The organism is Clostridium sp. 1001271st1 H5, assembly GCF_005845215.1.
Classification (GTDB): Bacteria; Bacillota; Clostridia; order Lachnospirales; family Lachnospiraceae; genus Enterocloster.
Genome location: NZ_SPHO01000004.1, coordinates 371435 through 393197, shown reverse-complemented (window position 1 = coordinate 393197; position 21763 = coordinate 371435). Strand labels below are relative to the sequence as shown.

22 protein-coding genes and 1 pseudogene are annotated in these 21763 nt (G+C 42.2%); all 23 read left to right on the top strand.

Annotated features, from left to right (window positions below; translation table 11 throughout):
• Nucleotides 1–293: 293 nt before the first annotated feature.
• The gene (dcm, locus tag FGS84_RS08670; protein WP_002567405.1) at nucleotides 294–1394 is read left to right on the top strand and encodes a DNA (cytosine-5-)-methyltransferase; all 1101 of its coding nucleotides are present in this window, start codon (nucleotides 294–296) and stop codon (nucleotides 1392–1394) included.
• 2 nt (nucleotides 1395–1396) lie between these two features.
• A complete protein-coding gene (locus FGS84_RS08665; RefSeq protein WP_002567406.1) occupies nucleotides 1397–2062 on the top strand; it encodes an antirestriction protein ArdA in 666 nt (221 codons plus the stop codon).
• Between the two features lie 50 nt (nucleotides 2063–2112).
• Nucleotides 2113–2451, top strand: coding sequence for a hypothetical protein (locus FGS84_RS08660; protein WP_002567407.1), 339 nt, complete (start codon nucleotides 2113–2115; stop codon nucleotides 2449–2451).
• Between the two features lie 44 nt (nucleotides 2452–2495).
• Nucleotides 2496–3419 carry a hypothetical protein gene (locus tag FGS84_RS08655; RefSeq protein ID WP_235622251.1) on the top strand — a complete coding sequence of 308 codons (924 nt, stop codon included), beginning with the start codon at nucleotides 2496–2498 and terminating at the stop codon, nucleotides 3417–3419.
• Nucleotides 3420–3469: 50 nt separating this feature from the next.
• Complete coding sequence (locus tag FGS84_RS08650; protein ID WP_002567409.1) at nucleotides 3470–4432, top strand: DNA adenine methylase; 963 nt, start codon at nucleotides 3470–3472, stop codon at nucleotides 4430–4432.
• Between the two features lie 15 nt (nucleotides 4433–4447).
• Nucleotides 4448–4756: a hypothetical protein gene (locus FGS84_RS08645; protein WP_002567410.1), complete on the top strand. Its 309-nt coding sequence runs from the start codon at nucleotides 4448–4450 to the stop codon at nucleotides 4754–4756.
• Between the two features lie 16 nt (nucleotides 4757–4772).
• Nucleotides 4773–4952, top strand: a complete 180-nt coding sequence (locus FGS84_RS08640) for a hypothetical protein (RefSeq protein ID WP_002583659.1) — start codon at nucleotides 4773–4775, stop codon at nucleotides 4950–4952.
• A complete protein-coding gene (locus FGS84_RS08635) occupies nucleotides 4949–6103 on the top strand; it encodes a hypothetical protein (RefSeq protein WP_002567411.1) in 1155 nt (384 codons plus the stop codon). The genes FGS84_RS08640 and FGS84_RS08635 overlap by 4 nt, the downstream gene beginning before the upstream one ends.
• Entirely contained in the window at nucleotides 6093–6983 is an 891-nt protein-coding gene (locus tag FGS84_RS08630) for a class D sortase (protein ID WP_002567412.1), read from the top strand. Before FGS84_RS08635 ends, FGS84_RS08630 begins: the two co-directional genes overlap by 11 nt.
• Nucleotides 6984–7138: 155 nt before the next feature.
• On the top strand, nucleotides 7139–8197 hold the full coding sequence (locus FGS84_RS08625) for a CAP domain-containing protein (protein ID WP_002567413.1): 1059 nt from the start codon (nucleotides 7139–7141) through the stop codon (nucleotides 8195–8197).
• A gap of 94 nt (nucleotides 8198–8291) precedes the next feature.
• Complete coding sequence (locus FGS84_RS08620) at nucleotides 8292–14078, top strand: SpaA isopeptide-forming pilin-related protein (RefSeq protein WP_002567414.1); 5787 nt, start codon at nucleotides 8292–8294, stop codon at nucleotides 14076–14078.
• 60 nt (nucleotides 14079–14138) lie between these two features.
• Complete coding sequence (locus FGS84_RS08615) at nucleotides 14139–14486, top strand: DUF3852 domain-containing protein (RefSeq protein ID WP_002567415.1); 348 nt, start codon at nucleotides 14139–14141, stop codon at nucleotides 14484–14486.
• Nucleotides 14487–14506: 20 nt separating this feature from the next.
• Nucleotides 14507–15043, top strand: a complete 537-nt coding sequence (locus tag FGS84_RS08610; protein WP_002567416.1) for a DUF4259 domain-containing protein — start codon at nucleotides 14507–14509, stop codon at nucleotides 15041–15043.
• 24 nt (nucleotides 15044–15067) lie between these two features.
• Complete coding sequence (locus FGS84_RS08605) at nucleotides 15068–15928, top strand: conjugal transfer protein TrbL family protein (RefSeq protein ID WP_002567417.1); 861 nt, start codon at nucleotides 15068–15070, stop codon at nucleotides 15926–15928.
• A gap of 31 nt (nucleotides 15929–15959) precedes the next feature.
• Nucleotides 15960–16265 (top strand): DUF4314 domain-containing protein, encoded by a 306-nt coding sequence (locus tag FGS84_RS08600; RefSeq protein WP_002567418.1) that lies wholly within the window; start codon nucleotides 15960–15962, stop codon nucleotides 16263–16265.
• 14 nt (nucleotides 16266–16279) lie between these two features.
• Nucleotides 16280–16645: a DUF4406 domain-containing protein gene (locus FGS84_RS08595; RefSeq protein WP_002567419.1), complete on the top strand. Its 366-nt coding sequence runs from the start codon at nucleotides 16280–16282 to the stop codon at nucleotides 16643–16645.
• Between the two features lie 17 nt (nucleotides 16646–16662).
• Nucleotides 16663–16989 (top strand): hypothetical protein, encoded by a 327-nt coding sequence (locus FGS84_RS08590; RefSeq protein ID WP_007037356.1) that lies wholly within the window; start codon nucleotides 16663–16665, stop codon nucleotides 16987–16989.
• Nucleotides 16925–17518 carry a hypothetical protein gene (locus tag FGS84_RS08585; RefSeq protein WP_002567420.1) on the top strand — a complete coding sequence of 198 codons (594 nt, stop codon included), beginning with the start codon at nucleotides 16925–16927 and terminating at the stop codon, nucleotides 17516–17518. Before FGS84_RS08590 ends, FGS84_RS08585 begins: the two co-directional genes overlap by 65 nt.
• Entirely contained in the window at nucleotides 17515–19326 is a 1812-nt protein-coding gene (locus tag FGS84_RS08580; RefSeq protein ID WP_002567421.1) for a DUF87 domain-containing protein, read from the top strand. Before FGS84_RS08585 ends, FGS84_RS08580 begins: the two co-directional genes overlap by 4 nt.
• 19 nt (nucleotides 19327–19345) lie before the next feature.
• Nucleotides 19346–19681 (top strand): LPD28 domain-containing protein, encoded by a 336-nt coding sequence (locus FGS84_RS08575; RefSeq protein ID WP_002567422.1) that lies wholly within the window; start codon nucleotides 19346–19348, stop codon nucleotides 19679–19681.
• Nucleotides 19682–20255: 574 nt separating this feature from the next.
• A pseudogene (locus FGS84_RS31960) lies at nucleotides 20256–20654 on the top strand (C40 family peptidase); the annotation flags it as partial.
• A 15-nt stretch (nucleotides 20655–20669) separates the two neighbouring features.
• Complete coding sequence (locus FGS84_RS08565; RefSeq protein WP_002567424.1) at nucleotides 20670–21023, top strand: hypothetical protein; 354 nt, start codon at nucleotides 20670–20672, stop codon at nucleotides 21021–21023.
• Between the two features lie 18 nt (nucleotides 21024–21041).
• Nucleotides 21042–21758 (top strand): hypothetical protein, encoded by a 717-nt coding sequence (locus FGS84_RS08560; protein ID WP_002567425.1) that lies wholly within the window; start codon nucleotides 21042–21044, stop codon nucleotides 21756–21758.
• Nucleotides 21759–21763 lie beyond the last annotated feature (5 nt).

Genomic DNA, 21763 nt, shown 5'->3' with positions numbered 1-21763 from the left:
ATAGCATACAGACCTTGGAGAGAGTCTATAAACACTACTACTTTATAATACGAGGAGGTGATGCCGATGAAATAGAAGAAACTGATCTGGATATGCAGATATAAGCAAAGAAACAAGGCGGAGCAATCCGCCTTGTTTCCGTTTTAAGATTCTGAAAACAAGCCCATAAGACAAAACGAATCGGAGCAGAAAGCTCTCTTTTCGCTGCCGTCTTACAGGTTGTTGTATGTTACCTCAGAAAAAAGGAAACGTCAACAGCATGAAAAGAAAAGACAGCGAAAGGAGAAATGTGTATGTATTTTTTGGATTTTTTTGCTGGGATCGGGTTGTTCCGTTTGGGACTGGAGCAGGCAGGCTGGACCTGCAAAGGGCATTGTGAGATAGACAAATATGCCAATATGAGCTATCAGGCGATGCACCACATAAAGGAGGGAGAGTGGTTTGAAGAAGACATCACCAAAGTCAGTGCCCAAAGCCTACCAGATGTCGATCTTTGGACAGGCGGATTCCCTTGCCAGGATGTCTCAATGGCGGGGGAAAGGAGAGGATTATACGGAGAACGAACTGGCTTGTTTTTTGAGTTTGTTCGACTCCTCCGAGAACGAGGTTACCATAAACCCAGATGGCTTATCCTTGAAAATGTTAAGGGAATCTTTTCCTCTGGCGGAGGCTGGGATTTTGCCATTGTTCTATGTGAACTGGCCGCATTGGGGTACGGTGTGGAATACGCGCTTGTCAATTCCAAAGACTACGGTGTACCCCAAAGCAGAGAGCGTGTGTACATTATCGGAGATCTTACAGGAAGAAGTACCGGAAAAATATTTCCTCTCAGAAGTCCAGGCAAGACAGCTCCTGCACAGATTATTGGAGGCCCACAGGGAAGCAGGATCTATGACACAGGAGGTGTTTCACCAACTATCACTTCTGGAACAGGAGGATTAGGCGCAAAAACAGGTTTATACTTTGTTGCAAAGGATGAGCAAAGCGGTCTTGTGACAAAACCATACAGCGGCACCATTGACGCAAGCTATGGAAAGGGCTTGGGATGCCGACAGCATAGGACAGGCATTTTGGAAAGCAGACTGCCAAGAGCTTTGTTGAATCCAGGAAAAGAAAAAACAAGACAAAACGGAAGGAGAATCAAAGAAGAAGACGAGGAAATGTTTACACTTACGGCATCTGATATTCATGGAATCCTTTTGGATTCCCGTATCCGAAGACTGACACCATTGGAAACATTTCGTCTGCAAGGGGTACCGGATGCATATTTTGAAAGAGCAGCCAGCGTATGTTCAGACGCACAGCTGTATAAGCAGATCGGAAACGCAGTCACAGTGCCTGTGGTACGAGCCATAGGCGAAAAAATAGCGGAATATTGGAAAGGGGAAAAATAAATATGATTCAAGTGACTTTTTGCAGTAAACAACTTTTTGAAAAGAAAAATGAGGTGGATGTTTCTCTCAGACTTCCCGCAGATGCAGAAACCATGAAACGATATTTAGATGCAGCTGGCGTCAGAGATATGGATGACCTTCTGATCAGTGATTTCAGCATCCATGAGCTTTACGCATGGAGCTGTGGAGAATATCAGGAATGGGATAAAGCTGATCTTAACGAGCTGAACTATCTGGCAACAAGACTTGAGGAATTGTTTGAGGAAGACCAGGATGAGCTGTACTGTGATTTATTGGAAATGCATCAGCCTCAAAGTGCTGCTGACATGATCAATCTATCTTATGGTTTCGACAAAGTATCTTATGATCCTGCAATTCGAAGCAATCAGGAATTGGGAGAACACCTTGTAAAGAACAATCTTTTTGTGGTTCCAGAAGATATGAAATCATTTGTGGACTATAACAAGGTGGGACAGCTTTATCTTTATACCATGAAACATTCGAAAGACGCTGGCATGATGCAAGTCGATGAGAATGGTTGTATCTGTGATAGCCACAAGGAGCAGGAAAGATATGGTTATTATGACGGAGTGAATGTTCCAGAGGAATATATGATTCTGACAGAAGAAGTTTTTGAAGATCAAGCACAGCAGCATATTCAAAGCTGAGAGCAGACAGATGGTCTGTTTTTTTATTACTTATTAAGGAGGAATTTTATATGATTCGTTTGTATGTGGCAAGTGAAAAGTTGGTAAAAGAGGAAAAAGACATCTGTGTCAGATTGGTGCTTCCGGTAGAAGAAAATGAAATCTGGATTGCTCTTCAGAAGGCAGAAATGGAATCATTAGATGACTGCGAGATTTCAGATGTAGAGTGTGATGTGGAAGAAGCACAGGAGTTTTTGTGTTCTTTGGAGATCAGCAAAGCAAATATCTTTGAGTTGAACGTTTTTGCCGGTCTTCTTTCCGCATTGCCGGAAGATGAATTGATGCTTTATCGCAAGAAGCTAAAAGATCAGCAGCCCAAAAGCCTCGAAGAAGCCATTTATGAGATTTGACGCAGGCAGAAAAAATTGCAAAGGAGGTGTAGCCGTTGAATGAAGTGATAAAGCAAATGCAGAAAAGAATTGTGGAAGGCATACAGCTTCCAGATAAGAAGCAGCAAAATCAGTTAAGAAAAGATGTGGAACAAGCACTGCAGGAAAGCATCAAGGATTTAGCAGAGCATGGCGGCGGACCACAAGCAGAAGACAGGTTTTGGAAACGATTAGAGCATATTGCAGCCAAAGAGCCGAAAAATCGAATCATATATCAGCACTATCAGGATATTAGTTATTTCTGGCAGTATACGGAAAACTGGTATAGTTGCTATCCGCCGAACTTAAGTGAGGAAGAAAGAGATAAAGCTCTTGGTTATGCGGAATTTAAAAGAAAAAACGTGGAAGACAGAGAAAGGTATATGACCGTCTATTTCCCGTGCGGCAGAATTGGTTTGAAAGGTTTTTTTGTAGACAATAAATTACCTGAAAGCTGTGGGCATACGGTTTATGGAGTTTATTGCGAAAATGAAAAAACATATACCATAGGAGAAATGCTTGAAAAACTGCCAAAAGAAGAAATGGATGTATTTCAACTTAACGAGCTATTCTGCAGGTTTGATAAGCTGCCAGAGGAAATGCAGCGTGTATATGATTTGACGCTTCAATTAAAAGAACCGAGAAATGTAAAGGGAATGATCGACCTGATGGAACATCTTTCGGAAGTCTGTGTGGTAAACGGCATCCAAAATGAAAGGCAGTTAGGCGAGTTTTTGGTGGAAAATGAACTTTTTGATGTTTCATTTCCAGATGAAGTTTTGCCATATCTGGATTACGCAAAAATCGGCAGGGAACATATGCAGACACATCAGGGGAAACTTATTCAAGGTGCGTATGTGGAAGATACTTCTACTGATAATGTAAATCAATTCAGCCAAGAATCAAACGAAGAAAATGACCAAAGCGATGATTATGAAATGAAGTTGTGAAAGGAAGGGATAAAAATGGATAAAGGCTCATAGAAGTGAGGCGATGAAATATGGTAAACAGTATGATTCCATGGATTGGTGGAAAACGATTGATGCGTGAGTTCCTCATTGCACGTTTCCCACCGCATTATGATAAATATGTAGAAGTATTCGGTGGTGCTGGTTGGGTTCTTTTCGCCAAAAAGCCGGAAAGGTTTGAGGTGTATAACGATGCCAATTCTAATTTGACCAATATGTTCCATGTGGTAAAACATAAGCCCATGAGCTTTGTAAAAGAGCTTGGTTTTTTGCCGCTGAACAGCAGAGCTGAGTTTGATCTGATGCTGGACTGGCATAGAAAGCAAGATTTTTCACTGCCATATCAGACAGAAGAAATGGCACTGGCAAAGATTTATCTTTCCCCTATAGATTTTCGGGAGTATAAAGAACTGATCACAACACAGGCTGAACTGGGCGATGTCAGGCGAGCAGCTACATTTTATAAGCTGATCCGCTACAGCTATGCGGCAGGTGGAAACAGCTTCAATGGTCAGCCGGTAAATATCGCCCAGACATACCGCACCATATGGCTTGCCAACCGCAGGCTGAATGAAAACGGCGTGAAGAGTGACAGTGAGATTTTGATGGCTGGCGGAAATCCGGGCAAAGGCGTGATCATACAGAATAAAAGTTTTGAGGTCATCATCGCTTTGTATGACAGTCCAATGACTTTCTTTTATCTTGATCCTCCGTACTATGGAACAGAAAAGCAGTATGAGGAGCTGTTTACATTGGAACTGCATTATCTGCTCCGTGAAGTGCTGGGGAAGATAGAAGGATTTTTTATGCTTTCATACAATGATTGTGCGTTTATCCGTGAGTTGTATAAAGATTTTTATATCACGCCTTTTGAAAGACTCAACAGCATAGCACAGAAATATACACCAGGAGGTATGTTCAAAGAACTTGTGATTACAAATTACGATCCAAATCTGAGGTTAAACAGTCAGCCAAAACAGCTGACTTTATTATAAAAAGGAGGTATTGATATGACAATCAATTGTTTTAAAACTGTCAGTGCGAAGGGGTTGATTTATCTGCCTGTGGCACTTAGAAGATTCGTTGGAATCCATGAGGATGATGTGGTGCAGATAACCGGAAGGGGCGGGATCATTTTAATCAATAAGGCGGAAGTGACTGCGGAGAACCCTGTGGAGGTACTGCAGGCAGATTTCCAAAAAGAAAAGGAGGATGCGGAAAAAGAACGAGATCAGATCAAAAACAGAATCAAGCAGTTATTAAGCGAAGGAAAGTCCTTAGATGAAGTATTGGACGAAGTCCTTCGCTTTTTGTTTTGAAAAGGGGTGATAAGCCATGGACATTGAAAAAGCATTGAGGCAGTATCAGAAAACAAAGGATTTTTCTGATGACTGCCAGAGGAAAAAAACAGAACTTTTTGCTGATTTTCATGTTCTCCCCGATGACCTGACTATAGAACGCATGGTACTTGAGGAGAAAAGAAAAGAATTAGAAGAAAGGAGGGAATCCGTATGAAAAAAGCAATCTTATGTCTGATTGCGGCAGTATCATTGCTTCTGCCTGTATCGGCTGTGGCATCTCCGGTGAGCGTAGAAACGCCGATACAAGAGGAAAATGCAACTGAAAACACATTGCCTGTACCAATCTCCATGGAAAGGAAAAACATAGACGGTGTGGAATATCTGGTCAAGGTTTATGATCTGCCGGCGAATACACCACAAGAGCAGCTGGTGGAAGAAGACTTTGTATTGGAAGATTTCCTGTTCAGCTATATCGCTGCGGATAAACAGCTCAATGAGAATAAGGACACAAAAGAAGTCACAGAAGACGCTAAGGCAGAAGGCGGTTCCAAAAATCTGGAAGATGTCATCAAACTCTTTCCAGCAACAAAAACATACGACAAAGATGGATATCAGGGTACATTGACACTGGATACCGGCAGCATCGTCACAGAGGTAGCAGGCTATACCACCAAGAATTATACGGTATCTGCCACAAAGGAATACCCAGGCTTGATGTATGCCGATCCTTCTTACGTTGCTCAGTCAACAGTAAAAGATGGATATACATTGCCCTTGACCAATGTCAGCTGGACCGTTATGGGAACATCCCTTGCCGGAGATACTTTGGTACCCACAGAGTATAAGGCAGTAGCTACTTATTCAAAAACATTCAGCTCGCAGGTGCCTACGGGCTATGTGTCCACAGCAAGATACAAAGGCAATGTAACGAAGACAACGGCGGATACGGCAACCTTTACCATTACTTACGCAGGAAAGCTGATAGAAAATGGAATGCCGCCAGTATTAAAAGCAGTAACAGGCATTATTGCGGTACTGCTTTTGGGCTGTGCCATTGCCATGCTTTTGCTTTATCTGAAAAACAGGCAAGGGGCTGATGTGTATAATCTCATTGACAAAGAGTATATCTGCATCGGAAGACAAAATGTCGATCCAAAGCAACCTGTCATTGATTTGAATGAGTTTGAGGACTTGATTCAAAGCAATGTATTCCAGTTTGTGCTGGACAAGAAAACAACAAAGGCACTTTTCGGCAGGAACATCAGTGTGACTTATAAAGACATGACAGTCAAGCACAGAGTCAATGAGAAAAAAGGAGAATATCGATTTGAGCTGGATTTGGGAGGTGTGTTGGATGCGGAATAGAGTGAAAAAGTTTAAAATTTCTGTCCCAAGCATTATAAAAACAGCAATGGTTTTCCCTATGATTTGCGGAGTTTTTTTCTGCGTTCCAGCTTATGCTCTTGACTCAGATTTAAGTTACAATTACAAAACAGAGAATCAAGAGGAGTTTGTTATTGTGGGAAAATCCAATATCAATATTCAGGGAGAGATACCAGATTATCTCAGGGACATATACGATGTATCGCCGCAGACAGTTTATGATTCAGAGTATGGTGCCAATGTAGTGGAACCAAATGCGCCATCCATTAACCACACTACATACGCACCAGTAAATGCACCAATCAATCCTTACACCCAAAGTCCAAGCAGCCTGATTTCAGGTGCAGCCTATGGTGGTGGTACTAGTGGAAGCTATACAGCGAATATTTCCTCAGACGGCTATGTGACAAATGAGATTCCGGAACAGGTATATGACGAAGTTCTGCAGTATCCCTTAACAACCATTGAGCAGGTGCGAAACAGCGATGGGAGCATTGGCGTATTGAAGATTCCAGAAATTGGGCTGACGGTAACCGCCTATGACGGTGATACCTTCACAGCGATGAAAAAAGGTGTGGGACATTTGGCTTCCACTTCCTGCTGGAATGGAAATATCGGTTTGGTAGGACATAACAGAGGTACCAATGACTACTTTGGAAAACTGAAAAAACTGGATATTGGCGATGAAATGACCTATACCACAAAACTTGGTACAAGAACCTATGTGGTAAAATCCATTACAAAGATTGCCGATACGGACTGGTCAAAACTTCAATACACCAGTGACAACCGCCTGACATTGATTACCTGTGTGGAAGATGTGGGCGATCAGCGTCTTTGCGTGCAGGCAGTGCAGAAATAATCTTTTGCTTGCAGTGTAAATGCTTTTCCAATATAAATGATATTGAAAGGAAAACAAAGGGAAGGAGGCGAAATAAATATAGAAAGACTTTGACAGAGTATACGGTTTCCAATTGATTCAAAATGCAGTGAAAAAGAAAAAGGAGCGTGAAAAATATGAAAAAACGATTAGCAGCCATATTGGCAGCCACAATGGTATTAGGTACAGTACCATGTGCTTTCGCTGCTGACCAGATCACAGTTACAGTTGATGGGGAAAAGGTCAATTTTGAGGATCAGCAGCCAGTGAATATTGATGGTCGTATCATGGTTCCAATCAGAGATGTAGCAGAAAAAATGGGCTGGGAAGTGGAATGGTTCACATATTACGGAGATACGGTTGTAGATGGCACATTCCAAATAGAACATTCAGCTATCTTTACAAAGCCGATTGCATCTACTGATAGATATATGGCAGGCTATCACAGCAGTCTGAACATCGAAGATAAAACAAAAACAAAGTCAGTTTGGGGCGCAACACATATTTTGACACAAGGTGAAGATTTACTAGTTTCTGCTCCCGCAAAAGTAATCAATGATCGTACATTAGTAGGAATCAGAGATTTGGCAGATTGTATGTATGCAGATGCTCAGTGGGATGCAGAAACAAAAACCGTTGCAATCAAAACTACTCCAACTGAACAACTGCCACAATACAATGAAATCCTGGCAAATGTTGCTTCGGTGAAGAACCAAGAACAACAGGAAATGCCAGAAACAAAGCCAACTCTTACGATTGAAGAGGAACAGCGTCAAAGAACAGAAAAATATGCAGCAGAACAGAATGCAAAGCGTGATGAATTCGCTGAAGAAGTCATTGACCGTATCAACCAAGAACGTGAAAAGAATGGGTTAAATAAGCTTCAAATGAATGATGCTTTGATGGAAGCAGCAGATGTAAGGGTAAAAGAAATTGTAACAAACTTCTCTCATACACGTCCTGACGGAAGAAAGGCAAAAACAGCCGCAAATGAAGCAGGTTTTGAAGGAAACTATATCGGTGAGAATATCACAGGCTTTGCCAATACACCCAAATGGGCTGTAGATAATTGGACGGAATCAGATGGTCATAGAGAAAATTATCTAAATCCTGAATATACTTATACAGGTGTTGCATACCTGTATGATAAAGACAGCGAATATGGCAGTTACTGGGTACAGATATTTGCAAGGTAACAAATAGAAGTGAATAGAGCAGGCAAAAAAGAGATACAAAAATCAAATTGTATCTCTTTTTTTAATGCCAAAAATCAATAAGGAGGGAACCCAAATGTGTAAAACAAGAAGAATCATTGCTTTTTTGCTGGCGATGCTTATTGCCATTCCAACAATCTCCTTGTCAACGGTTCATGCTGCAGAAGAAGGCAGTGATATCACCAAAATTACTGTTGTTAAAGGCAAGGATATCAATGATATAAAATATGATGGAAGGAATGTATTGCATTCCTCTGCGTGGTGGTATGACGAGGAAGGCAATAAAAATCCAGCATTTTGTGTTGATCCCAATAAGGCTGGTCCTGGAGAATACTTTGCTGGAAAGTATGACTTGAATGTGGCTGGCGCAGAAACAAATGAAAAAATTGCCGCCATCATCAATAACAGCATTCCATATAAAACGTATCAGGAATTAGGTGTAAACAGTGAAGAAGAAGCCTATGCTGCTACAAAGGCAGCCATTTGGTGCGTGATTGGTGTATCACAGTACACAGACCGAGGAAAATGGAATGCACCCGATAAACCACAGGTGACAGCTTTATTTAACAAACTGGTTGATCTAGCATTGAATAATCCTGAACCAGTAAAAGCAGCAGTATACGGTACGATTAAGGTGGATGAAGAACCAGTGGAAGAAGGAAACTACTTTGTACAGCGTTTTCAGGTAAAGGAAACAAGTAATTCTGGAAAGAAAATCACAAAGTATAAGGTCGAATTGACTGGTGATTATCCAGTTGGAACAATCATTACAGGTGAAGATGGCATCGAAAAAACACAGTTCAAAGGTGATGAAACATTTGCGATCCGTATTCCCAAGACTTCTGTCCCTGTTGGTGGCAGTGTGGAAGCAAATGTAAAGATTTCGGCAAATCTGTATTCCAATGTTATCTTGATCGGCAAGCCTTTGAATGGACTGGATGGCAAAGTGCAGGATATGGAAATCGGGATGCCGAATCAGCCCATTACTATTAATGCCAAAATGGTAATTGGTAAGTCTACTGAAACGGATGAATCCGGTGATGGTAAACTAAAAGTCATCAAGCTGGATGCCACAGATAATGCAACCCCTTTGGCAGGTGTAACATTTGATTGTTATAATGCACAGGGGCATTTAATTGATACAGGTACCACAGATGAATCTGGTATTTGGGAACCGAATATTACGGAGTCTGGTACCTATACGGTAGTAGAACGCTCTACCAATAATAGATATCAGTTGACTGAGCCAACCACTTTGGTCATTACGGTAGAGCCGGATCAAACAGCAACGGCAACATTTCGTGATTATCCGCCGCATATTGTGGTGACAGAAAAAGAAGATGCAGAAACAGGTGAACCAATTCCTGGTGTGCAGTATGAAATCATGCAGATCGATGGAAAAGGGGCTTGGAGAGCAACAGGCAAAACCGATGCAGAAGGAAAAATCACATGGGAAGATGTACCAGACGGTACCTATCTTGTAAGAGAAGTATCCACTGTAGAAGGATATATCTTGGATCAGACACCTCAATATGTAACCGTAAGAAATGGACAGGCTGCCGGATTAAAATTTTTGAATAGTAAATTTCCAGGCTTGACTATCATCAAGATCGACCAGCAGACAGGCGAAGTCATTACTGATCCAGCTACTTTCAAAGTAGAACAGGTAGACGGCAGTTACACAACCACAGTCACAACAGAAAATGGTGTTGCTACACTGAAAAATGTACCCGTAGGTACTTATAAAATCACAGAAGTAACTGCACCTGAAGGATACGCATTGGGTGATTGCCCTCAGACCGTATACCTTGGCAAAGACAAGAATGTTCAGGTGGTTATGAAGAACCTGAAGAAACCTGTGCTTACCATCGAAAAGATCGACGGACAGACAGGTGATCCAGTACCAGGCACCAAGTTTGAAATCAAGAAATCCGACGGAACTTTGATCGGTACCGTAACAACAGGTGCAGATGGCAAAGTAACAGTCGGTATGAAAGGTGGCGAACTTGGGTACCTTGATCCCGATGTTTATACCGTAACAGAAGTCTTTGTACCAGAGCCTTATGTGCTGACAGGCGAACATCAGGATATCAGACTGAATGCAGGCGATAGCAAGTCCTTGTTATTTGCAAACCTTGAAATGCCCAGCATCACCGTTGAAAAATACGATGAAGAAACAGGCGAAAAATTGCCAGGTGCTCAGTTTGCTATCTATGAGCAGGCTGATACCGCACGTCCAGTTGTTGAAGGTATGACTGACGAAAACGGTAAATTTACCTCCGGCTATATCAAACCAGGTACTTATGTGGTCAAAGAACTGAATCCACCTCCTGGATATATGTTCTCTGATAAAACAAGCCCTGACAGAGTGATTGTTGCGAAACCTGGCGATGGTGAAATCATCGTGAAGGTAGACAATATCAAATTGCCAGAACTGACAATCAAGAAAATCGACTCTGTGACCAAAGAACCGATTCCAGGTGTTGTGTATGAAGTCAAGGAAGTAGACGATACCAGCGTACAGCCTACAACAGCTACTACCGATGAAAACGGTATGATCGTGATTCCTGGGCTGAAAGCAGGTACTTATGAGATCACAGAAATTTCTACACCGAAACCATACATTCTTAATGACACACCGCAGAGAGTAAAACTCGAAGCAGGAGATCATAAAACATTGATGTTTGAGAACATCAAATACCCCACATTGATCATCGAGAAAACAGACTATACGACCAATAAGGGTATTCCAAACACCACATTCAAGATTGAGCATGAGGAAGACGATGGTGCAATTACAACAGTCGGTACATTCAAGACCGATGAAAATGGCAGAATCAAACTGCCGTATGTAGAACCTGGCTGGTATATCATAACAGAAACCATTCCGGCACAGGGCTACCAAAAACCGACAAACCCTGTAACACGTATTTATTTGAACCCTGGCGATAACTCTTATCTGAAGGATGATAATATCGCAGGTGGCGGCGGTACTGGTGGCATAGGCGGCGGTACAACGACCGACGGTATTGAAATCACAAGTGGGAATGATTACGAAGTGGTAGACGGTATCGTAAACTATCCTCTGAACAGTTTGGTTATCAAGAAAGCAGATGCCAACACAGGGGAAATGCTGGATGGTGCAACCTTTGAAGTATTCCGAATCACGGGTGAAACAAGTGGTCAAAACGGCAAACTGATCTGCACGGCAACAACTGATCATTCCGGTGTTATCGTTATCACTGGATTGGAAGCAGGTGCTTATGCAGTCAGAGAAGCGAAAGCACCAAATAACTACATTATCGCAGAAACAGATATGCAGACAGTCAATATGAAAGCAGACGGAACATCTGTGGTAGAGGTAGTATTCCGAAACTATCCTTATGGATCTCTGCTCATCACAAAAGTGGATGCCTTGACCAATAAACCATTATCCAATGCCACTTTCCAAGTAACAACAGGTGATGGAACGGTGGTTGGAAACAGCAACGGTATGTATACTACAAACAGTGATGGCGAAATCCTGATTCCAAATCTGAAACCAGGCAGTTATGTAGTAACTGAGCGCATTGCACCGGAAGGATATGCCTGCGATACAAAACCGCAGACCATTGAAATTGGTACAGATGGTGCTACATACAAAGTGCATTTCCAGAACCAGCCTATGTGCTCTCTCGTGATTTTGAAGAAAGACGCAGATAACGGTAATCCATTGTCTGGTGCGCAGTTTAAGGTAACAACATCCAAAGGCGATGTCATTGGAAGAAACAATGGCATCTTTACCACAGACAGCAATGGCTCCATTACGATTTCCTACCTCGCTAAGGATAGTTATATCGTAGAAGAAGTAAAGGCACCGGATGGTTATGTGCTGGAGGAACAGTCCAAAACCATCGCGCTGGATTATGGCAAAACTTATACCTTGGAGTTCACCAATAAAAAGATGACATCATTGGTAGTAAAGAAAATTGACGCTGTGACAGGCGAACCATTGCCAGGTGCAAAGTTCTTCGTGGAGAAACAAAACGGGGAACACGTAGGTGAGTACACCACAGATAATACAGGAACAATTCTGCTTCCGACACTTGATCCAGATTGGTATGTGGTAAGAGAAACAAAAGCGCCGGAAGGCTACATCCTAGACGAAACACCAAAAACCGTTGAAGTAAAAACAAACGTGCCAACGGTGGTAACATTTGACAACAAACCGCTTTCAGGAATCAAAATCGTAAAAACAGATTCCGAAACAGGGGAACCGTTGGAAGGTGTATCGTTCTCAGTTTCTAAAATGAATGGTGAGAAAATCGGCACATTCAAAACAGATAAAGAAGGTATGGTCTATATCTCTGATTTGGAAGATGGCTACTACACTGTAACAGAAACAGAAGGATTGGAAGGCTATCACTGGGACAAAGAACCGAAAACGGTAGAAGTCAAATCCGGCAAACAAACCATTTTGGAAGTGGAAAATCAGCCATATTCCGGTTTGGTCATTGAGAAAACCAACAGCAGGACCGGCGATCCTATTGAGGGCGTAGAATTCCTCGTGACAAAATTCAACGGCGAGCAGATCGGATACTATGAAACAGATGAATCCGGCTTGATTGTTATTGAAGGATTGGAAGAAGGCACATACTTGGTAAAGGAAACAAAAGAAGCCAAAGGCTACAAACTTGACAGCGAAGCAAAAGAAGTGGAAATCAAAGACGGCAAGAGAACAACATTAAAAGTGGAAAATGATCCAATGTCTTCTGTATTGATCCATAAAATCGACTCTGTCACAGGAGAAGGCATTCCAGGAGTGAAATTCCTGTTATATGACAGTGACAATGAACCAATCGGTCAGTTTGAAACAGATGACGAAGGCTATATCTGGATCAGAAAAGAATTGCCGGAAGGTAAGTACAAACTCAGAGAATTAGAGCCTGCAGAAGGCTATATCTCTGACAACAGCGAGAAAACATTCTATGTGCAGAAAGGCAGAACAACAGAAATCGAGTGGGAGAATACACCGGAAGTCGGTCAGATCGTTATTACAAAACGTTCTTCTGAGTTCAATGAACTGACAGGTCTTCCTGCCGGTTCTCCATTGTCTGGTGCAGTATTTGAAATCTATAATACCACAGGAAATTTGGTAGACAAGATTTCTTCCGGCAGCAATGGTGTTGCGGCATCAAAAGGTTTGCCTGTAGGTGTCTACACCATCAAAGAAGTATCTGCACCAAGATATTACGCTTTGAATGATAAAACACTTTTGGCAGAAATCAGGCACAACGGTGATATCGTCAGATTTGAAGTGCTGAACAGCAGCATTTCTTTGAACCTGACCGTTCAGAAAAAAGGACCAAATGCCGCATCTCCTGGACAGACCATCCAGTATGACATTTATGAAGTGCAAAACGGTTCCACCGGCACTTTGGAAAACTTCTATATTCATGACAGGATTCCAACAGATGCCACAAGAGCGTTGAAGATTGTTACAGGCACATATTCCGAAAGAATGTATTATAAGATCACTTATAAAACAAACTACAGGGATTATCGTGTGCTTGCGGAAAATCTTTTGACAAAGAATAGTTATGAATACAGTCTCCATCCAAATGTACTTGGCTTGGCAAATGGAGAATATGTCACAGACGTGCGTCTGGAATTCCCGAAGGCAAGCCCTGGCTTCAAGATGCTTGAAAATATGTCTGTATTCTGTCAGGTAATGCCGAATATGCCGAAAGATTACCGTATCGTCAATAGAGCAGATGTAGGCGGAAGATACGGCAACGAATGGGAAAGCGCAAAGACCAGCTGGAACACAACGGTGTGGACTGTGAATACACCGCCAGTAACGCTTCCCAAAACAGGTTATTAAAAATATGATTTCTGGGGCAGTCGGAAGACTGCCCCTTTTCTACGAAAGGAGAGAAGAACAATGGCAGTAAGATGGAAAAGAGTATTTTTGCTGACAGTGGTTGTGCTTATGGCAGTGATTATATTTGCACCGCCAGTATTTGCGGCACCAGATAGTGGTCAGGTTTCCACAGCCATTGAAAGCACTTGGAAAACAGCAGCAACACAGATTAAAACCGTAACCAATAACGTTATCTTTCCAGTGGTGGATTGTGTGCTGGCGATCCTGCTTTTTGTCAAATTAGCTATGGCTTACTTTGATTACAAAAAACATGGCGAATTTGATTTTGCACCAGTGGCAATCTTGTTCTTTGGTCTGGTGTTTGCCATTACAGCACCGACTTATATCTGGAATATTCTTGGAATTTGAAAAAGAAAGGAGCTGAAATTATGGGATGCTGGGGTGTAAAAGCATTTGAATCAGATGAAGGTCTGGATGCCTTGGAATGGATCAGAAACCATATTCCGGAAGACGGCTGTCTGCGCTTAAAGGAATTGTTGGAACAGCTGAAATTAGACGAATGGTGCAGACCGCCTGCCGCGGAAAACGGAGAGTCCCACAGCAGTACAATGCTGATTGCGGAACTGATGGAAAGCTTTCAAAATGGTACTATAGAAGAATGGGAGTATCTCCCGAATAACCCCTTTGAAAAAGTGGTTTCGTTTCTTGTGGAAAAGGAATCCGTTAAAGAGATGTGCGAGTATCTTTCCAAAACATTGGAATCCGCAAGAAAAAATACGCAGGACAATCAATGGAACGGGTGGTTTGAAGAAACCAACTGGAACAAATGGCAGGAACATATGGAAAGCCTGATTGAAACTATGCGTAAAATTTTGGAGCAAGACGGAGAGGTGCTGGACTTGATACCACAGACAAAACAAGAGATTTCAGAGGAACACATAGAAGGTGGTATGAACATGGAATAACAGAAAGCGAAGGTGATGAAAAATATGTTTGGCTTGGACTTTGCCGTAGACGGTGTGCTGGATCAGTTCTGTGACTGGATCTACGGCAAACTGATCACATTCTTCGGTGAGTTTTTCAGTATGATCAATATGATGGGGGCGGAACTTTTTGAGCTGGATTGGATCAAAGCAATCCTGCTCTTTTTTTATTATTTCGCCTGGGCGTTGTATATCGTTGGTATTGTAGTGGCTGTGTTTGACACAGCCATTGATGCACGGAGAGGAAAAGGAAGTTTTCAGGACTTGGCGTTAAATATCATCAAAGGTTTTTTCGCCGTCAGCCTGTTTACTGTAGTACCTATCGACCTTTATGTCTTCTGCATTAATCTGTCAAATGAACTGATTGGTGCCATTGCTGGTATGTCGGATTCACCAGGAAAACTTGGTGCCATTGCCACTATGGTGCTGGGCAGCTTTGAAACGCCTGGTGCCAATGTGGTGGTGTCTATCGTGTTTGTCATACTGATTGGATATGCGGTCATCAAAGTGTTTTTCGCAAACTTAAAACGAGGCGGTATCCTTCTTGTCATGATGGCAACTGGCAGTCTTTATCTGTTCAGTGTACCAAGAGGATACAGCGACGGATTCGTGTCTTGGTGCAAACAGGTAGCTGCTCTCTGCCTGACAGCGTTTTTACAGACCATTGTACTGGTTGCAGGGCTAGTTACTTATAACGCAAATATGCTGCTTGGCATCGGATTGATGCTTTCCAGCACAGAGGTACCGAGAATAGCACAGAACTTTGGATTGGATACCAGTATGCGTTTCAACGCAATGAGTACGGTATATTCCGTAAATTCCGTAGTCAATATGGCACGTAATGTAGGAAGAATCGCAAGCAGATGACCTGAAAAATTATTATAAAGGAGTGAGTTCTATGAAGTGGGTAGATAATGGGAGAAGAATGGCGGAAAGAGCAAAAGAACTGTTCCCACCAGGTACCAGAATTCAGCTGATCCACATGGATGATCCATATAATCCGATACCTGACGGAACAAGAGGAACGGTCAAGTTCGTGGATGATATGGGGACCGTATTTCCAGATTGGGATAACGGCAGAGGTCTTGGTGTGGTATACGGTGAGGACAGTTTCCGAAAGCTCACACCAGAAGAATTGTTGGAAGAACAGCAGAAAGAAGACATAAATCAAGACACAGATATGGGTATGAACATGGGAATGTAAGGGAGGTTTTTGAAATGAAACTGGTATATATCTGTTCTCCATTAAGAGGAGAACCGGAAAAAAACATAGCAAAGGCGAACGAATACGCCAGAGAAGAAGCAATGAAAGGCAACTGTGCCATCGCACCACATTGTGTTTTCACACAGTTTTTGAACGATGAAGTGCCAGATGAACGCTGGCTCGGGCAGGAAATGGGGAAAGCACTTCTTTGCAGGTGTGATGAACTTTTGGTTTGCGGCAGCATCATTTCGGAAGGAATGCGTGAGGAAATCAAAATTGCCTATGAGAACGGCATTACTGTTTTAGGCAGAGATTTGTCCATTGCGGATATCGAAGATGCGGTGTTTGGAGAAACAGAACAGTGCTGTGAGATGGTATAAAAGGCAGGTGAGAAGCAATGTATATCTACCCAGAAAACCTGAAAGGCAAAAGCACCATGTTCCTTTGGACATTGCGAGATATGCTGATTATCATCATAGGTGCAGTCCTGTCAGCTGTCTTTGCGGCAGCTTTGGACTGGATTGTGCCTGGTGTTCTTATTGGCGTGTTCGCCTTTTTGACACTGCGTATTGATAACGAACTGAATATCTCGGACTACATCCGCTTTGCCTTTCGATTTTTTGTGACAACACAACAGATTTTTTATTGGAGGTTTGCCGATGACAAGAATGAGAATTGGAAAGAAGAAATCTACCAGAGAAGAAATAGGCGCCAGAAATATTGACGGGGTTGGCGTGGAAACATACGGCAATGAGTATCTGGTTTACTTTCTGGTACAGCCGGATAACATTGCGGTACTATCAGAAACAGCAGTAAAAACAAAAATCATAGCGATGTCCAGTGTCATCAAAGGACTGGACTCCATTGAGTTTTCCTGCATCAATTCCAGAGAAAACTTCGACCAGAACAAAATGTTTTACAAAGAGCGTCTGGAGGAAGAAGAAAGCCCCAAGGTACGAGAAATATTGGAAAAAGACCTGATCCATCTGGACAGAGTACAGATACAGACGGCTTCCGCAAGGGAGTTTTTGTTTATCCTCCGCTTTCGCAACTATAATCCAGAAACAAATGAAGTACAGACAGGCATCAGCAGAATGACGAAGCTGTTGAAGGATGCAGGATTTTCCTACTGTCAGGCAAGTAAGGAGGACATCAAAAGGCTCTATGCCGTTTATTTCGTACAGAATATCACGCAAGTTTATTTCGATGATTATGACGGCGAGAGATTTGTAAAGGAGGATGAATACCGTTGAAAATCAGCAGAACAAAGAAAACAAAAGCCTATATTCCCAAAACGGAAGAAGAAAAAGAGCAGGTCAGGATCAAAGAGTTTTTGGATATGTGCGCGCCTTCTGTGCTGAAGTTCTACCCTGATTACTATATCTGCGGCAGCAGTTTCAGAAGCACATGGGTGGTGCGTGAATATCCAACGGACACAGAAGAACAGGCATTGCTCAGGCATTTGGGTGACCGTTCCGGCGTTACATTAAGAGTTTATACCAGACACGTTACACCAGCGGAGGAAAGAAAAATCATTTCCAACGCAGCCAGCAGGAACAGAATGAACCGTTCTTCTGGCAACATCCAAAAGGAGATTATTGCAGAGTCAAACTTAAACGATGTCATGAACTTAATCGCACAGATGCACAGGGACAGAGAACCATTGGTACACTGTGCTGTATTCATTGAAATATCAACGCCCACACTGGAGAAGCTGAAAGAAATGCAGGCAGAAGTGGAGGCGGAGCTGACACGCTCTAAGATATCTGTAGATAAATTATTTCTAAGACAGAAAGAAGGCTTCGAGAGTACACAGCCATGCGGAAACAATGCTTTCCATGAGCAGTTCGAAAGAGTCATACCAGCAAGTAGTGCTGCCAATCTCTATCCATTCAACTATTCAGGAAAAGCCGATCCGCAAGGCTTTTATATCGGACATGACAAATATGGAAGCAACCTTTTCATTGATTTTCAAAGAAGAACAGATGACAAGACAAATGCCAACATACTAATACTTGGCAACAGCGGACAGGGCAAAAGCTATCTCATGAAACTGCTCCTTTGCAACATGAGAGAAAGTGGAATGGATATCGTCTGCCTTGATCCTGAACTTGAGTACAAAGATTTGGCAGTCAATATGGATGGCTGTTATATCGACTTGATGGAGGGAGAGTACATCATCAACATACTGGAACCAAAACGCTGGGAGGAAGACAGCGGTTCCGTACTGCCAAGGCATATTTCATTCCTTCGTGATTTTTTTCGTGCCTATAAAGACTTTACCAGTGCGGAGATTGATGTTCTAGAAATCTTTCTGGAGAAATTATATGAAAGCAAAGGTATTAAAGAAGATACTGACTTTTCAGGATTAAAACACACAGACTACCCAGTACTGTCAGATTTATATCATCTGGCAGAACAGGAACTGAACCAATATGAAGAAAGGAAGGGGAATATCTATACCAGAGAAACGGTCAGGGATTTATGCTTGAAATTAAAATCGATCTGTATTGGTGCTGACAGCAAGTTTTTTAACGGACACACCAACATCACAAGCAATCGATTTATCTGTTTTGGCACAAAGGGCATTACAGATGCGGATACGGCAATACGAAACGCAATGCTGTTCAATGTCCTTTCTTTTATGTCTGATGCCCTGCTGTCCAAAGGGAATACGGCAGCATTTATTGATGAGCTGTACCTGTTTTTGACTAACATGACTGCCATCGAATACATCCGAAACGCCATGAAGCGTGTGCGTAAAAAAGGCAGTGCAGTTATTATTGCCAGCCAGAATATCGAAGACTTCAACAGAGCTGATGTGAGAGAAATGACAAAACCCATGTTTGCCATTCCAACACATCAGTTTTTGTTTAACCCAGGGAATATCTCCAAGAAGGAATATATGGAAATGCTCAGGCTGGATGATTGTCTGTTCGACCTGATCAGCAGTCCTTTAAGAGGTGTCTGTGTGTTTCGTCATGGCTCAGAAGTTTACCATCTGGTGGTAAAAGCACCGCAGTATAAAGAGGATTTGTTTGGCAGTGCTGGAGGTAAGTAAATGAAAGGGAGTGGTAAATATGATGATAGATGCAAGAGATGAAGACTTTAAATTGGCAGAAATTGATAATGTGGTGGTGATTTTTACCAATGCACGTATTGATCGAGATACGGTGCCTTTTGATTTATACTGCTATGATGTCAGAGAGTCAGAGTGCTTTAGTGGCGATCCAGTTACGCTGGAGAAGGTTGTTTCCATAAATCACTGGGGTACCATTTTATCAAAAAAACCGTTTCCTTTGGAAGATGATGCATACTATCCGTTGAAAGACGGCATCAATTATCTGGAAGAAACCTGTACGATGGATGAGTTTATGGAAATGAATCCAGAAGACGAAATGGATGTTATGTCTTAAGAAATAAAAGAAGGTGAGGCAAATGGCAAGTCCTATGGCAGTTGCCGTTATGACGAAGAAAGCGTTGGAGCTGGCAGAAGACAAACGAGTGCGGACACTGCTGGCAAGTATTGTGGCAGGTATTGTAATCGTGATGCTGATACCGCTGCTGGTTATGGTTTCTATCTTCAATACACAAGCAGGATTCAGTCAGGAGGTTGCAAGAATCGTATTCGATGGAGGACCTATTCCAACGGATATCGATGCGGAACTTTCCAAAGCTATGGAAGAAATGATTGATGCCTTTGAGGAATTGAATCAGACGATAGAATCATTGGAAGAAGATGGATTTGACGATATCAAAGTCAAGTCTTTTTTTTATATCCTCTATTTTACAAAGGATCTGACAGATTTTGATGAGGAATTCTATGTGGGCTTTGTGGATTGTTTTGTGGGTGAAAAAGAAGAGGACGAGATTTATGAGGAACTGGAAGACTACCTTTCCTATGAGTTTACGGAAACAGAAAAGGTGGAAATCCGAAATCTATATCTCTTTATCAAGTATGGATACTCTGCGACAGACAAAATCACAGGCATTCCTGGGGAAGCATTCAACGATGCCACATTCGCACAGTTGATGCAGGAAGCCACGAAATATATCGGCTTTCCTTACCAATGGGGCGGAAGTACACCGGAAACCAGTTTCGATTGTTCCGGTTTTGTATGTTGGGTATATACCCATTCTGGAGTCCATAACCTGCCCAGAACAACCGCACAGCAGATTTATAACCAGTGTACACCGGTGTCAAAAGACGAGGTGAAACCAGGAGATTTGGTGTTTTTTACAGGAACATATCAGAGCAGCAACCCCGTAACCCATATTGGAATCTATGTTGGGGACAATCAAATGTTGCATTGCGGCGATCCCATCGGCTATGCAAACTTGGGGAATTCCTATTGGGTGAAGCATTTTTATGGGTTTGGCAGATTGTAAAGGAGTGTGAAAAATATGATGAAAGAAATTACGGTAGGAGAATTGAAAAAAATGACGGATAAAGAAGGATTGATTCTTCAAGGCTGTGGCGGAGATTTAAAAGAGTGGGAAGATGGTGTCAATGAACTGTTGACAGAGTCAGGTATTTTGCTGGAAGGAGATACATTCAAAAATGTTTATGTTTTTGAAAACGAAGGATTAACAAATTTGTTGTTTGATATGGACGATGTCAAGTTGGATGTAGGAAAGCTTGCCATGTGGAGAATCAATACCCACCAGCAGTTTGGCGGTACATGGCTCAGTGATTACCTCGCAAATAAATTTGAAATGGGAGAAGAATTAAAATCTTCTATGGAGCCGGAACTTTAAGAAAAGGGGTGAAACAGTATGAATCAAGAAAGAAAACCACATTTTGAAAGTTTGATGGCAAAGCTGGAAAACTTCCGTGAAGAAGAAATCCGAGTGCTGCAGGGATATCTGGAGCCGGTTTTGGAGGTAAGAGAAAAAATATTATCTTCGTTTTCCAATGAAAAAGCAAGCAGCAGATTCTCTGTTGGAGAGATTTCGGATGAGCTTATGTATGTGAATTTGTTGGAAGATCTGCTTCAGACAGATGAGAGGATATCTGAATGCCGAATGGATTTTGATGCCTGTGATATGATCCTCTATCATAAGCAACCAGAACATTCCTATGACAGCATGAAAACAACAGAGCAAAAATATGAAGGCGTAGCAGCCATGAATCTGTTTTATCGCGAGCTAGGAGATGCGATGTTTTACTATAACCCTGATGAGCCAAACAAAGGCTGTGTGGTAATCGAGAAAATCATTTCTCTTAGTGACGAGGACTTCTGGTTCTTTGGAGAAAACATCAAGCAGGAGGCTTCCTTCATTACGGATAACGAAGAACTGCAGTATTTTGATCAGCAGATGACTTTGCACTGCCTGTTTATCCAAAAAGAGGATGCGGAGTTTGGTGTTTTGATCAGCCATGACCAAAAAAGTGGTGAAGTTTATTCCGGCTATCTGCCGAACTTGGATCAGTTTCAGGAGATTGGGTGTGAGATTTCAGAAAAAGAAGACTATGTGGAACCACAGATGTGACCGCA

Bases quoted from the DNA above. Each gene is read 5' to 3' on its own strand.
- FGS84_RS08635 (WP_002567411.1), top strand. From the start codon at position 4,949: ATGAAAAAAGCAATCTTATGTCTGATTGCGGCAGTATCATTGCTTCTG.
- FGS84_RS08595 (WP_002567419.1), top strand. From the start codon at position 16,280: ATGAAACTGGTATATATCTGTTCTCCATTAAGAGGAGAACCGGAAAAA.
- FGS84_RS08620 (WP_002567414.1), top strand. From the start codon at position 8,292: ATGTGTAAAACAAGAAGAATCATTGCTTTTTTGCTGGCGATGCTTATT.
- FGS84_RS08625 (WP_002567413.1), top strand. From the start codon at position 7,139: ATGAAAAAACGATTAGCAGCCATATTGGCAGCCACAATGGTATTAGGT.
- FGS84_RS08640 (WP_002583659.1), top strand. From the start codon at position 4,773: ATGGACATTGAAAAAGCATTGAGGCAGTATCAGAAAACAAAGGATTTT.
- FGS84_RS08590 (WP_007037356.1), top strand. From the start codon at position 16,663: ATGTATATCTACCCAGAAAACCTGAAAGGCAAAAGCACCATGTTCCTT.
- FGS84_RS08600 (WP_002567418.1), top strand. From the start codon at position 15,960: ATGAAGTGGGTAGATAATGGGAGAAGAATGGCGGAAAGAGCAAAAGAA.
- FGS84_RS08605 (WP_002567417.1), top strand. From the start codon at position 15,068: ATGTTTGGCTTGGACTTTGCCGTAGACGGTGTGCTGGATCAGTTCTGT.
- FGS84_RS08650 (WP_002567409.1), top strand. From the start codon at position 3,470: ATGGTAAACAGTATGATTCCATGGATTGGTGGAAAACGATTGATGCGT.
- FGS84_RS08560 (WP_002567425.1), top strand. From the start codon at position 21,042: ATGAATCAAGAAAGAAAACCACATTTTGAAAGTTTGATGGCAAAGCTG.
- FGS84_RS08585 (WP_002567420.1), top strand. From the start codon at position 16,925: ATGACAAGAATGAGAATTGGAAAGAAGAAATCTACCAGAGAAGAAATA.
- FGS84_RS08660 (WP_002567407.1), top strand. From the start codon at position 2,113: ATGATTCGTTTGTATGTGGCAAGTGAAAAGTTGGTAAAAGAGGAAAAA.
- dcm (WP_002567405.1), top strand. From the start codon at position 294: ATGTATTTTTTGGATTTTTTTGCTGGGATCGGGTTGTTCCGTTTGGGA.
- FGS84_RS08575 (WP_002567422.1), top strand. From the start codon at position 19,346: ATGATGATAGATGCAAGAGATGAAGACTTTAAATTGGCAGAAATTGAT.
- FGS84_RS08665 (WP_002567406.1), top strand. From the start codon at position 1,397: ATGATTCAAGTGACTTTTTGCAGTAAACAACTTTTTGAAAAGAAAAAT.
- FGS84_RS08630 (WP_002567412.1), top strand. From the start codon at position 6,093: ATGCGGAATAGAGTGAAAAAGTTTAAAATTTCTGTCCCAAGCATTATA.
- FGS84_RS08565 (WP_002567424.1), top strand. From the start codon at position 20,670: ATGATGAAAGAAATTACGGTAGGAGAATTGAAAAAAATGACGGATAAA.
- FGS84_RS08610 (WP_002567416.1), top strand. From the start codon at position 14,507: ATGGGATGCTGGGGTGTAAAAGCATTTGAATCAGATGAAGGTCTGGAT.
- FGS84_RS08615 (WP_002567415.1), top strand. From the start codon at position 14,139: ATGGCAGTAAGATGGAAAAGAGTATTTTTGCTGACAGTGGTTGTGCTT.
- FGS84_RS08645 (WP_002567410.1), top strand. From the start codon at position 4,448: ATGACAATCAATTGTTTTAAAACTGTCAGTGCGAAGGGGTTGATTTAT.